Raw genomic sequence first — 12,349 nt, 5'->3', positions numbered from 1 at the left:
GCATTGTGCCTCAAGCGCGACGCGTTGCGCGCCGCCGGCGGGGAGCGCCCTCCGGGCACGGGATGACACGCGCGACCGCCCCTCGTCAGCGGACGCGTCCGGTGTGCCGGCCCGCGGATGGCTGGCGCCTCAGTCGGCCGGCTCGAAGCCATCGGCGAACAGGACATCGTCCGGCTTGGCGTCGTAGTCCAGCCGGTGGCCGAGGACATCGTTGCCGGCAGGATCGTTGTCCGGCGCGTCGCTCCACACGAAGGCGGCGTAACCGGCGGCGCTGTTGGCGCCGGCAAGCCTGGCGGTCGTCGTCGGCGCCGTCTTGATGTCGGCCGGCTGTGGCCAGCGCACGATGCCGTCTCGGCCCAGGTACTGGGCGCGGACCGGATGGCTGGTCACCGATGTATTGCCCGTTGTCCAGGCGACGATGACGCCGTCCGGCGCCAGCAGGACCACCGGTCGGGACAGCGCGTTCTCGCCGGTTGTCGCTACCGCGGGCGGGACCAGCTCGACGCCGTCGTCGCCCCACTGCCGGTTGCCGTCGGCGTCGATGCGCTGCGCGCGCAGCGAGTGCATGACCTGCATGCTGACGGTCTGGTCATCCACCCAGGCGACGAAGATGTCGCCGCTCGCGGGATCGTAGGCGGCGGCGGAGCTGACGTGGTTGCGCGTGCCATCGGTGGTGGCGAGCACGCCCGTTGGGCCGAAGCGGCGCTTGGCGCCACTGTCTATGTGCTGCACGCGGATGTCGAAGACGACGCCGGTGTTGTCGTAGTAGGCGAAGACGGCGCCGCCTTCCCCATCGCCCATGAATGGCGGGAAGTAGCCCGCCTGCAGGTTGCCGGTCTCGGAGACGCGCACACCGGTTCCCCAGAGGGCCGCGCCATCGGCAGCCGCGAGTTTCTGCGCGTAAAGGACACGGGTCAGGAAGTTGGGCTGGTTGCTCCAGGACACGATGGCGTCGCCGTTGGCGCCCGGCCGCACGTCGGCGATGAAACGCGATGCGCCGGCAGGACCGGCGATCTCGACCCCACCCGCCGCCCACGCCGCCGTTCCGTTGCCATCGAACTTCTGCGCCCGGCCCTGTCCGGTGGCGGTCATCCAGGCGACAACGACATCGCCGTCAGAGGTGGCCGACACCTGGGAGACGGCGGCGGCGTCGCCGGCCAGGGTGACGTCGATGCCCGGCGCGGGCCAGGCGCGCGTGCCGTCAGGCGCGATCCGCGCCAGCACGAGGCGCTCGTCGGGCCCGCCCTGCGTGCAGCACTGGAAGGACAGGACGGCATGGTCATCGGCATCGACGGTGAAGCCGTAGTCGGTGGTCCAGTCGAAGCTGCGGTCCGCCACCACCATGCCGTTGTCGACCCACAGGGCGCGGCCGTCGACATCGAGCCGCTGCAGGCGCACGTCATAACCGCCATCGGTGTTGTCGAACCAGCTGACATAGAAGCCGCCGTCGGACAGGGGCAGGATCTTGGCCTGCACTTCCTCGCCGCTGCGCCCGGCAATCACCAGGTTGTGGGCCGGATCCGGCGACCAGCCGTCCGTACCGGCCCGCACGTCGCCGGGCAACGCCGGCATGGCGGCAACGCACAATGCCATGGCCGTGCGCATGCACCGCCCTTCCGAAATCCGCATGGTCTCCCTCCTCGACGTTCAAGACGACCGCCCTCCGCGGCCGGTTTGCGAAGCCGCGCGGTTCAGAGCGCGCCGTCCACGACCCGCCTGCATGGCAACGGAGTGTGACCTGCTTCGCAGAACGCCTTGACGCGGAACCGGCCACCATCGGTCCCGCTCCGCTGCGGTCCGACGGCAATGACGGGTCCAGCCGTCGCGACGGCCGCGACGGCCGCGACGGTCAGAACGGCCCGACGGCGTTGGCCTGGGCGATCAGCGCATCCTGCTCGGCGGACGGAAGATCGCGCGTGAAATAGACGAGCAGGTGCGGATGCGCGGTCTCGCGGAAGCCGACGGCGCGGTCGATGCGGCCGGCCAGCGGATCGCCGCAATAGCCGAAGATCGCCTTGCATCGCGATGACAGCAGGTCGACAGAGCGCGTGAGCGCATGGCGGTAGACGCCGCCGGCGGCGCGTAGCGCGGCGCGATGGTCGGCGGGCAGGCGTCGCAGCAGGTGGTCGTCGGTGCAGGCGCCGCCGCCGAGCATCAGTTCGCCCTGCGGCGTGAAGTGGATGTAGCACACCGGGTGCTCGCGACCGTCCGGCGCTTTCCAGAAGGCGACGATGTGCAGCGGGAAGTCGGGCGCCTGCTCGCGGTAGCGGCGCTGGAACAGCTCGCCGGCGACGGCGCGGCCATCGTCCACTTCGCGCACATCCAGCACGTCGTCGATGCCGATGGCGGTTTGGGCGGGTGCTGGATTCATTGCTCGGGATTGGAGACGCCGTGCGGCACGTGGCCGCTGGCGACGAACTGCCGCGCCGATTCGATGTTGGCGCCGGAGTCGTCGAAGAAGATGTCGGCGGCGAAGGCTTCCAGGAACGGCCCTTTCGGCCGTCCCCCCAGGAAGATGGCTTCGTCCAGGCGCACGCCCCACTCGCGCAGCGTGAGGATGACGCGCTTGTGTGCCGGCGCCGACCTTGCCGTCACCAGCGCGGTGCGGATCGGCGGCTGGTCGTCGGGGAACTGCGATTGCAGCGCATGCAGCGCCGCGAGGAAACCGCGGAACGGTCCGCCGGACAGCGGCTGGTCGACGTGTTCGGATTCGTGGCGGTGGAAGGCTTCGATGCCCTGCTCCTGGCTGATGCGCTCGGACTCGTCGCCGAAGAGCACGGCATCGCCATCGAAAGCAATGCGCAATGGGCCGTCGGGATCGCCGCCGGTGGCCGAGGGCAGGATCGCAGCGGCGGCGACCCCGGCAGCCAGCGCGCGGCGCACGTCGTCGCCGTTGGCGGACAGGAACAGGTCGGCTTCGAACGGCGCGATATAGGTGTAAGGCGGCGCACCGCCGGTGAACGCGGCGCGGACGATGTCCAGCCCATAATGCTGGATGGAATTGAACACGCGCAGGCCGGTGTCGCTGGAGTTGCGCGAGAGCAGGATCACCTCGACCAGCGGCTTGCCGGCGCGCTGGTTCAGTCCCAGCAGCTTGCGCACCAGCGGGAAGGCGACGCCGGGCGCCAGCGGCTCGTTCTCGTGTGCGACCTGGTAGTCCGCGTAGGCGGCCACGCCGGCGCGCTCGAACACCGTGTGGCTGTCGTCGAGATCGAACAGCGTCCGCGATGAAATCGCGACCACCAGCCGACGGTCGACCGCGTGCGGCGACATCGCGCTCACGGCGCGTTGCCCTCCCAGTCGTCGGTGAAAATGGTTTCGGCGACGCGGAACGCCGCCCAGGCATCGATGCGACCATGCCCGGCGACGTAGTTCGGCCAGGTCGTCGGCCCGACCCCGCTGCAGGTCTGCGTGATGGATAACGGCACCGCGGTGTCGCCGAGGATCCGCTCGATGCGGTCGACATCACCGCGCAGCGCGGGATTGGCCGAGATCAGCAGCGCGACGGCGCCCGCCACATGCGGACCGGCCATGCTGGTTCCGGAGGACAGGCCGTAGCTGTCCACCGCCGCGCGTGTCGCCGAACGTACGGAAGATCCGGGCGCCACGATATCCGGTTTCATTGTCGTGGTGAGTGCGAATGGCACCGGCCCGCGACTTGAGAAACCCGACATCAGTTCCGAGCTGGTCGTGGAACCCACGGTGAAGGCGGCGTCGTAGATCGCCGCGGGCGTGTCGATCGTGCCGCATCCGCTTCCGGAATTGCCGGCCGACACCACGACGACGATGCCGGCGTCGCGCACGTTCTCCACGACGGCCTGCAGCACCGCCGGATCCGTGCACAGCTCGTCGGGCGGACAGCCCCAGGAATTGTTGATCACGTCGGGCGCCAGGTCCGGTCGCGGGTTTTCCCCGGCCAGGTCGGTCGGCGCGACGAACCACTGGAAACATTCGGCGTACATGCTGGCGCGGCCGACGCCGCGCTCCATGTTGCGGCAGGCGATCCAGCGTGCGTCCGGCGCCACGCCGATCCGGTTGTCGCCGCCATCATCACCGATGACGGTGCCGACGGTATGCGTGCCGTGGCTGTGGTCGTCGCAGGGCACCATCGAATCGATGCCGCAGGGATTGCCGCCGGCGCCGTACGTCTGGTGGACGGCGTCGTGCCAGTTGTAGTCGTGGTCGGCGCTGTTGCCGTCCCAGCCGCGGTACTGCCGCTTGAGCGCATTGTGGTCCCAGCGCACACCGGTATCCTGGCCTGCGATCACCACGCCTTCGCCGGTGACGCCGGCGGCCCATACCTCCGGTGCCCGGATGCGCTCGACGCCCCACTCGACCGCGGCAGGCGCCCTGGGCGCAGGCTCGCCCGATTCAGCCGGGTCGAGGCGTCGGTTCAACGCGTCGTGATACACGCGGACGACGTCATCGCGCGATGCCAGCCACGCCAGCTGGGCGGCATCCATGCGGATCGCGATCGCATCGGCGATCCAGAAACCCCTCCAGGCGATGCCGCGTGCATCCAGCTCGGCGCGCAGGCCGGCCTGGCTGCGCTCGGCCTGTTCACGCAGGAAAGCGACCAGGCGCGCACGATAGCCGGCGATCGCCTCGCCGGATTCGCGGACCGGTCGCGGTACAGCGGCCACGGGCCGCATCTCGACGAAGACATCGACGTCGCCCGCCGCGTTGCGCAGGGCGACGTCGAGCTTGCCGCTGTCCGCCAGCGCCATCGACGGGCCGGAGACAGCCGTCGCCAGCGCAAACAGGATGCGCACCGACGTGGACACGGTCGCGATGTCAGGCGAATTGCTCATTGAGGATGCGTTCTTCCAGGTTGTGGTCGGGGTCGAACAGCAGCGTGACACTGTGCTCTTTCGACTGGTTGACCTTCACTTCGACCACGTCGCGGACTTCGTAGGCATCGGCGGTGACGCTGACCGGCCGCTTGTCCGGATCGAGGATTCCGATGTCGATGCGTGCGTCGGAGCGCAGGATGGCACCGCGCCAGCGACGCGGGCGGAATGGCGCCAGCGGCGTCAGTGCCAGCACCTGGCTGTCCATCGGCAGGATCGGGCCGTGCGCCGAGAGGTTGTAGGCGGTGCTGCCGGCTGGCGTGGCCACCAGCAGGCCATCGCAGACCAGTTCGTCCAGGCGTACGCGGTCGTTGACATGCACGCGCAGGTGCGCGGTCTGCCGGGTCTGCCGCAGCAGAGACACTTCGTTGAAGGCGAGTGCCGTCGCGGTTGCGCCCGATTCGCTGACCGCCTGCATCACCAGCGGGGCCAGCTGGGTGGGATTGGCGGCGGCGATGCGCTCGGGCAGCCCTTCGACCTCGTACTGGTTGAGCAGGAAACCGACGGTTCCCAGCTTCATGCCGTACACCGGTCGCCCGGCGCCGCCATGACGATGCAGCGTCTGCAGCATCAGTCCGTCGCCGCCCAGTGCGACGATGACCTCGGCCTCTTCGACCGGGACCTGTCCGTATCGGGCCTGCAGGACGGCCTTCGCGGCCGTGGCGGCTTCGGTTCGCGCGGCGATGAACGCCAGTCGATGGCTCATGCCCGCGAGTGTAGCGGTTCATTCTGCACTTTCACCCGCATCCCGCGCTTCGGCGGTCATGACCGCGCGACATCATCCGCGACTGGCGAGGGCGTCCAGTGGCGTGCGCAGGTCCGCCGGCAGCGGCGCGTGGAACAGGTAGTCCTCGCCACCCGGCCCGCGCAGCCGCAGGCTGGCGGCGTGCAGGAATAGCCGGCGCAGGCCGAAGCCCTTCATGCGCGCGTTGAATTCCGGGTCGCCGTACTTTTCGTCACCGGCCACCGGATGGCGGATGTGCCTGGCGTGCACGCGGATCTGGTGGGTGCGGCCGGTTTCGATGAGCACTTCCGCCAGCGTCGCACCCGGCAGGCGTTGCGCGGCGGTGAAGGTGCTGATCGACGGCTTGCCGTCGGCGGCGACCTGGACCATGCGCTCGCCGCCCTGCAGCACCTGCTTGCGCAGGGCCGCCTCGACGCGGAAGGGCGAAGGTTTGAGCGTGCCGCCCAGCAGCGTCAGGTAGCGCTTCTGTGCGCGGCCGCGGCGGATCTCGTCCTGGAAGGCCAGCAGCGCGGCGCGTGACTTGGCGAGCAGCAGGATGCCGCTGGTGTCGCGGTCAAGGCGATGGACCAGCTCCAGGCGCTCGTCGCCGCGCAGCTGGCGCAGGGTCTCGATGGCGCCCAGCCGGATGCCGCTGCCGCCGTGCGAGGCCAGGCCACTGGGCTTGTCCAGCACGAGGACATGGCGGTCCTCATGGATGATCGCCGCCTCGACCTGTTCCAGCTGGCCGGTCGAGGCCGTGGCCGGGGCGTCGGGTTCCGGCAGGCGGACCGGCGGCACCCGGACGATATCGCCCAGGGCCAGGCGCGTCTCGGGCTTCGCACGACCGCCGTTGACCCGGACCTGGCCGGTGCGCAACAGCCGGTACACCAGGCTGCGCGGTGCGCCCTTGAGGCGACCGAGCAAGAAATTGTCGATCCGCTGGCCGTTGCCGCCCTCCTCCACGCGCACCATCTGTACGCCGGCAGCGCCTGCCGGCGGGGCATTCCGGCCGTCCTGGCCTGGCCGGGCGCGGCCATTCTGCTTCTTGTCGTTCACGTTGCCGCGCTAACCGTTTGATTTGGTATAGTATGCGCGCTGTGCCCGGCACCGCGATAGAGCCCTGCCCTGTCGCACGCAGGATCCGCAAGCTACAGGTCGATGACCTGGAAAGGTTTTCCGGTTGCGCCCCAGGGCGCACCCACCCTCGCAGGCGGGACGCCTGCCTTCACGCATCGAATCCGGTTCGGCCCCGGGCACTCCCGGCGGCTCAGGCGACAAAATGGCCCTACTGCTGATCACCCTTTGCCAGCTGCTCCGCGACGCGATCGCGGCGGGCGGGCGCCGGCGCGTGCCGGCCGGGATCCGGTATCCATCGTCCGTATCCGCCCCGCCCGGCCTCGCCGCACCGGCAAGGACCGCACATCATGAAACGCATGTTGATCAATGCCACGCAGCGCGAAGAGCTGCGCGTGGCGATCGTCGACGGCCAGCTGCTCTACGACCTCGATCTGGAGCTGCCGGCCAAGGAACAGAAGAAGTCGAACATCTACAAGGGGCGGATCTCCCGGGTTGAACCCAGCCTGGAGGCCGCCTTTGTCGATTATGGCGGTGAACGTCACGGTTTCCTGCCGCTGAAGGAAATCGCCCGGGAATATTTCACGCCCGGCGTCGATCCCAACAAGGCCGGCATGCGCGAACTGGTCCGCGAGGGCCAGGACGTCATCGTGCAGGTGGACAAGGAGGAACGCGGCACCAAGGGCGCGGCGCTGACCACGTTCATCTCGCTGGCCGGCCGCTACATGGTGCTGATGCCGAACAACCCGCGTGCGGGCGGAGTCTCCCGCCGCATCGAGGGTGAGGATCGCGCCGCGCTGCGCGAGGCGATGGACCACCTGCAGGTGCCGGACGGCATGGGCCTGATCGTGCGCACCGCCGGCCTGGGCCGCGAAGCCGAGGAACTGCAGTGGGACCTGGACTACCTGCTGCAGCTGTGGAAGGCGATCACCGAAGCCAACCAGACGCGCCCGGCGCCGTTCCTGATCTACCAGGAATCGCGGCTGATCATGCGCGCGCTGCGCGACTACCTGCGCCCCGAGATCGGCGAGATCCTGGTCGACAACCCCGAGGTGTACGAGGAAGCGCGCGACTTCATGCAGCTGGTGATGCCGGGCAGCCTGCGCAAGCTGAAGCTGTACCAGGACACGGTGCCGCTGTTCTCGCGTTTCCAGATCGAGACGCAGATCGAGAACTGCTACGAGCGCAGCGTCCGCCTGCCCTCCGGCGGCTCGATCGTCATTGACCAGACCGAGGCGCTGACCGCCATCGACATCAACTCGGCGCGCGCCACCAAGGGCGCCGACATCGAGGAGACGGCGTTCAACACCAACATGGAAGCGGCGGTGGAAATCGCCCGCCAGTTGCGCCTGCGTGACGCCGGCGGCCTGATCGTCATCGACTTCATCGACATGGAGTCGAACAAGCACCAGCGCCAGGTCGAGGACCAGCTGCGCGACGCCCTGCGCTACGACCGCGCCCGGGTGCAGCTTGGCCGCATTTCCAAGTTCGGCCTGCTCGAACTGTCGCGCCAGCGCCTGCGCCCGTCGCTGGGCGAATCGACGCAGGACGTCTGCCCGCGCTGCGAAGGCCATGGCCGCATCCGCAGCGTCGAGTCGCTGTCGCTGTCGATCCTGCGCCTGGTCGAAGAGCACGCGATGAAGGAGAACACCGGCCAGGTGCTGGTCCAGGTGCCGTCCGACATCGCCAATTTCCTGCTCAATGAAAAGCGCGCGGCGCTGAGCGCCATCGAACAGCGCCACGAGGCGCCGGTCGTCATCGTCGCCGACGAACGCCTGGAAACGCCGCACTTCGAAATCCAGCGCCTGCGCGACACCGACCTCGGCGAGCACACCAGCAAGCCGAGCTACAAGCGCGTGACGGTCGCACCGGCACCGGTCATCCGGAGCATGGCCAATGACACCGGTCCGGGCGAACAGCCGGCCGTGAGCGGCATCAAGCCCTCGACGCCGCCACCGCCGACCCGCGAGGACGACGACATCCTGCCGTCCCGGGAAAAGGCCCCCGCAACCCTGACCAAGACCGCGCCGGCCCGCCCGGGATTGTTCAAGCGAATCCTCGCCTTCTTCACCGGTGGCACTGAAGCGAACGCGGAGGCCGGCGAGCGCGGGGAAAGCAAGGACCGCAACCGCCGCGGCGGCAAGCATGCCGCCAGCGCGCATGGCCGGCCGCACGCGACGCACCCGCACAAGCCGCAGCAGAAGCCCAAGCGCGCCAACGCGCCGCAGAAGCGCGGCCAGAACGAGGCCCGCCCCATCGAGCAGAACGCCGCCAAGCCGGCGCGCAATCCGCAGGAACAGGCAAAACGCCAGAACCCGCCGGGCGCGAACACGTCCCGCAATGAACAGCCGCCGCGCAGCCCCGACGCTGCATCGGCAGGCCGCAGCGGCGAACCGTCGTCACGTCCGCCCGCCGCGCCGGCCGCCGCGCCGGCAGCGGTCGCCGCTGCAGCCGCCACGGCTTCGGCCGCCATGGCGGAAACGGCCAACAGGGAGCATGGCGCCACCGGCGGTGCACCCGCCGGAGAGAACGGCATGACCGGCGAAGGCGGTACGCGCAAGCGCCGCGGTCGCCGTGGTGGTCGTCGACGCCGCCGCAATGGCGAGGGTGGCGAAGACGCGCTGAATCCGGTGCAGGCCGACAGCGCAGGCGGCGCAAGCGGCGACGACGAAGGCGTCAATGGCAACGACCGCCGCGACGACCATCGCCGTGACGAAAGTCGCCGTGACGAAAGTCGCCGCGAAAGCCTGCCACGCCCGGCAGCCGCCAACCCGGCGCCGCAGTCGGCAGGCACGTCGTCTTCTGCCGCCGAGCCGCCATCGCAGGACGCATCCGCACCGGCCCGGCCGCAGGCACCGCGCCCCGCCGCTGCGGCCGCCGCCAGCGCCGATGCGCCGACCTCCGGCACGGACAACGCCAGCAGGCCGGTGAGCGCACCGGCAGCTTCGCAGGCCTCCGCGCCAGCCGCCCCGGCAGCCGCGGCGGGATCGGCGGCCGCTGCTCCGGCGGCGTCGACTCCAGCTCCGGTTGCTCCGGCTGCGTCGGCAAGCACCGCAGCTCCAGCGACTTCGACTGCCCCGATGCCGCCGCAGGCGGCCTCGGGCACTGCCCTGGCAAGCGGTTCGATCACGCCGCCTCCGTCGACGGCGCCCGCCACCATTGCAGCGGACGGGTCCCCTGCACCGGCGCCGCGCCCCGCTGGCGAAGCGGCAGCCGCGTCGCAGGCAAGGGCCACACCGCGGGCGGCTTCGGTTGCGCCACCGGCTTCCGCGCCTGCGCAGCGCGCATCCAGTGATGCACCGCCGACGTCGCCATCGTCCGCGCCGCGCACGGGTCCGGATGAGACGGCGCCGAAGGCGAACGACGCGGCTGCGGAACAGCCGGCCCGACCGGCGGGGTCGCAGCCGGCACCGGCTGCCGCAAGCGCGGCCGCCGGCAGCACGGCGGCGGCCACGCCTTCAACGCCTCGACCGGCTGCACCTTCGCCGACGCCCTCGACGCCGGCTCCGGCGGCTGGGGCGGCAGCGGCGACGAACGCCCCGGCACCGGCGGCGCCGAAGGTCGTCACGCCGCCGGCCGCCTCGATCCAGGCACCGCTGTTCCAGGAACCTGCCTCCGCCGCCAAGCCCGACGCACCGAAGTCGTCGGAAGCCGCAAAGCCAGACGCACCGAAGTCGTCGGAAGCCCCGAAGTCCGAGGCGCCGCGTCAGCGCGACAGCGACGGCGAGTAAGACCAGCCACCCGGTGACGGTCCTACGCCGTCACCGGGTCGAGGCCGGACCGGGGTTCGATGCCCCGCTCCAGCAGCTGGTAATGCGACATCAGGTTGGCCAGCGCGACCACGTTGTCCACCTCGAGCTTCTCGAGGATGCGCAGTTTGTGTGAACTGACGGTCTTCTCGCTCATGTGCAGCAGGCCGGCGATCTTCTTGTTGCTGTCCCCGCGCGCCAGCGCCAGGGCGACATCCATCTCACGCACCGTCAGTATCGACAACGGTGAAGCCTCGCCGCCGCGAAGGCCCAGCATCGCCAGGCCATTGGCGATTTCAGGGCTGAGGTAACGCCGGCCCTGGCTGACCTGGCGCACGGCCTGCACCAGTTCCTCGCCGGGAGCCTGCTTGGTCAGATAGCCCCAGGCGCCCGCGTTGAGCAACAGCTTCGGAAGCGGCAGCGCCTCGATGACGGTCAGCACGATCACTTTCACCTTCGGCTGCGTCGCGGTGATGTGTTCGGTGGCCTGCAAGCCGCTGGCGCCGGGAAGGTTGAGGTCCATGAGGACCACGTCGGGTTGCAGCGACCTCACCATCGGCAATGCCTCTTCCGCCGACTCGGCTTCGCCGACGATCTCGAATCCACCCGCGTTTTCGAGCACATGACGGCAGCCGGTGCGGATCATGGCGTGGTCGTCGACCAGCAGCACACGAATCATCACTGTTTCCCCTTCCATCTTGTGCGGTCAGTAAAACGCGCGGATGACGCAATAGTCAAGTTTGAGCCCGGCGCGCCACCCTGGATGCCCGCCCGGCAGCGGCGTTTCACGCCCTGAAACCGGCGAGTAGCAACACTGTGCGGCGAGGAGTATTTTCAGGACGACCAGGTGGCAGACGACCCACCATTTCCCGGTTTTTCTGCCAGCGCGATAGAGGTACACACCATGTCAAACGTCGAAGTTCTCCCCCAGGAGCGCACTTACTCCACCATCCGTTGCGAGCAGTCCGACCAGAGCCGGACGTTCTGGTGCCACATGCATGCCGGCGGCATCGAGCCCGGCCAGCGTGCCTGTTTCACCCCGCAACTGGTCAGCGACATCTGCGCCTGGCAGCGCGTGGTCGGTGACCGCCTGCGCCTGGACCACGATGACGCCGGCTACGTCGCGCCCCACGTCGTACTCGCCTCGGACAGCGACGTCTTCAACCTGGGCGGCGACCTCGACCTGTTCATCCGCCATATCCGTGCCGGCGACCGCAACGGCCTGCTCGATTACGCCCGTGCCTGCGTGCGCGGTGTCCATGCTTTCCACAACGGCCTGGGCGTCCATGCCCAGACCATCGCCCTCGTCCAGGGCGATGCACTCGGCGGCGGCTTCGAAGCGGCATTGAGCTGCCACACGATCGTGGCCGAGGACGGCGTCGGCATGGGCCTGCCGGAGGTGCTCTTTGACCTTTTCCCCGGAATGGGCGCGTTCTCGTTCCTGTCGCAGCGCATCGGCCCGGTACGCGCCGAGCAGATGATGCTTGACGGCAATGTCTACGATGTCCGCGAGCTTCAGCGCATGGGCGTGGTGGACATGGTGGTGCCACGGGGCCAGGGCGTCGCCGTGGTGCAGGACCTTATCCGCAACCGCCAGCGCACGAGCCGGGCGCGGCGCGCGATGCGCGAAGTGCGCGAAGTGCGCGAACTTGTGACGCCTGTCACACTTGATGAGCTGATGCGGGTAACGGAAATCTGGGTCGACACGGCGCTGAAACTGGAGCACCGTTCGCTGCGCACGATGGAACGCCTGGTTCGCGCGCAGACCCGTCGCGGTGGTGGTGGCAACGAAGCGATCCCGCAGCGGATGTGAGCCGGATGGCCGGATACGGCGGATGACCTGCCCGGCGGGTCATCCGTCAATGTTGTACGACAGGCCACCAAGGCCTGGATGGATCAGGCGCAGAGGGGGAGCGCCTCGTCCGCAGCCAAGCAAGCCGGGCAGGAAGCAC

General features: G+C 69.4%; 9 protein-coding genes. 2 read left to right on the top strand and 7 right to left on the bottom strand.

Features of this window, described 5'->3' with window-relative positions; translation table 11 throughout:
- Positions 1-129 precede the first annotated feature (129 nt).
- The 6 genes from EDC25_RS11855 to EDC25_RS11830 form a co-directional block, all read right to left on the bottom strand.
- Positions 130-1,605 (bottom strand): hypothetical protein, encoded by a 1,476-nt coding sequence (locus EDC25_RS11855; RefSeq protein WP_123521735.1) that lies wholly within the window; start codon positions 1,603-1,605, stop codon positions 130-132.
- A gap of 244 nt (positions 1,606-1,849) precedes the next feature.
- Positions 1,850-2,371: a hypothetical protein gene (locus EDC25_RS11850; protein ID WP_123521734.1), complete on the bottom strand. Its 522-nt coding sequence runs from the start codon at positions 2,369-2,371 to the stop codon at positions 1,850-1,852.
- Positions 2,368-3,273: a 5'-nucleotidase gene (locus tag EDC25_RS11845; RefSeq protein ID WP_123521733.1), complete on the bottom strand. Its 906-nt coding sequence runs from the start codon at positions 3,271-3,273 to the stop codon at positions 2,368-2,370. Before EDC25_RS11845 ends, EDC25_RS11850 begins: the two co-directional genes overlap by 4 nt.
- Positions 3,274-3,278: 5 nt before the next feature.
- On the bottom strand, positions 3,279-4,811 hold the full coding sequence (locus tag EDC25_RS11840) for a S8 family serine peptidase (protein WP_123521732.1): 1,533 nt from the start codon (positions 4,809-4,811) through the stop codon (positions 3,279-3,281).
- Positions 4,795-5,556, bottom strand: a complete 762-nt coding sequence (locus EDC25_RS11835; RefSeq protein WP_123521731.1) for an NAD kinase — start codon at positions 5,554-5,556, stop codon at positions 4,795-4,797. The genes EDC25_RS11840 and EDC25_RS11835 overlap by 17 nt, the downstream gene beginning before the upstream one ends.
- A 72-nt stretch (positions 5,557-5,628) precedes the next feature.
- Positions 5,629-6,546: an RluA family pseudouridine synthase gene (locus tag EDC25_RS11830; RefSeq protein ID WP_123521730.1), complete on the bottom strand. Its 918-nt coding sequence runs from the start codon at positions 6,544-6,546 to the stop codon at positions 5,629-5,631.
- Positions 6,547-6,998: 452 nt separating this feature from the next.
- On the opposite strand from EDC25_RS11830, the gene EDC25_RS11825 reads away from it, so the two are divergent.
- Positions 6,999-10,379, top strand: a complete 3,381-nt coding sequence (locus tag EDC25_RS11825; RefSeq protein WP_132577538.1) for an Rne/Rng family ribonuclease — start codon at positions 6,999-7,001, stop codon at positions 10,377-10,379.
- A 22-nt stretch (positions 10,380-10,401) separates the two neighbouring features.
- On the opposite strand, the gene EDC25_RS11820 is transcribed toward EDC25_RS11825, so the two are convergent.
- Positions 10,402-11,076, bottom strand: coding sequence for a response regulator (locus tag EDC25_RS11820; protein WP_243695120.1), 675 nt, complete (start codon positions 11,074-11,076; stop codon positions 10,402-10,404).
- Between the two features lie 225 nt (positions 11,077-11,301).
- Here EDC25_RS11820 and EDC25_RS11815 point away from each other — a divergent pair, with 225 nt between their 5' ends.
- Positions 11,302-12,210 (top strand): crotonase/enoyl-CoA hydratase family protein, encoded by a 909-nt coding sequence (locus EDC25_RS11815; protein WP_123521512.1) that lies wholly within the window; start codon positions 11,302-11,304, stop codon positions 12,208-12,210.
- The last annotated feature ends 139 nt before the right edge of the window (positions 12,211-12,349 follow it).

The sequence above is a fragment of the Pseudofulvimonas gallinarii genome, assembly GCF_004343305.1.
Classification (GTDB): Bacteria; Pseudomonadota; Gammaproteobacteria; order Xanthomonadales; family UBA2363; genus Pseudofulvimonas; species Pseudofulvimonas gallinarii.
Note: the sequence above shows the minus strand (reverse complement) of the source record. Positions and strands in the feature narration are given on the sequence as shown.

Coding starts and splice junctions, on each gene's coding strand:
- EDC25_RS11855 (WP_123521735.1), bottom strand. CDS start 1,605: ATGCGCACGGCCATGGCATTGTGCGTTGCCGCCATGCCGGCGTTGCCC.
- EDC25_RS11850 (WP_123521734.1), bottom strand. CDS start 2,371: ATGAATCCAGCACCCGCCCAAACCGCCATCGGCATCGACGACGTGCTG.
- EDC25_RS11845 (WP_123521733.1), bottom strand. CDS start 3,273: ATGTCGCCGCACGCGGTCGACCGTCGGCTGGTGGTCGCGATTTCATCG.
- EDC25_RS11840 (WP_123521732.1), bottom strand. CDS start 4,811: ATGAGCAATTCGCCTGACATCGCGACCGTGTCCACGTCGGTGCGCATC.
- EDC25_RS11835 (WP_123521731.1), bottom strand. CDS start 5,556: ATGAGCCATCGACTGGCGTTCATCGCCGCGCGAACCGAAGCCGCCACG.
- EDC25_RS11830 (WP_123521730.1), bottom strand. CDS start 6,546: ATGGTGCGCGTGGAGGAGGGCGGCAACGGCCAGCGGATCGACAATTTC.
- EDC25_RS11825 (WP_132577538.1), top strand. CDS start 6,999: ATGAAACGCATGTTGATCAATGCCACGCAGCGCGAAGAGCTGCGCGTG.
- EDC25_RS11820 (WP_243695120.1), bottom strand. CDS start 11,076: ATGATTCGTGTGCTGCTGGTCGACGACCACGCCATGATCCGCACCGGC.
- EDC25_RS11815 (WP_123521512.1), top strand. CDS start 11,302: ATGTCAAACGTCGAAGTTCTCCCCCAGGAGCGCACTTACTCCACCATC.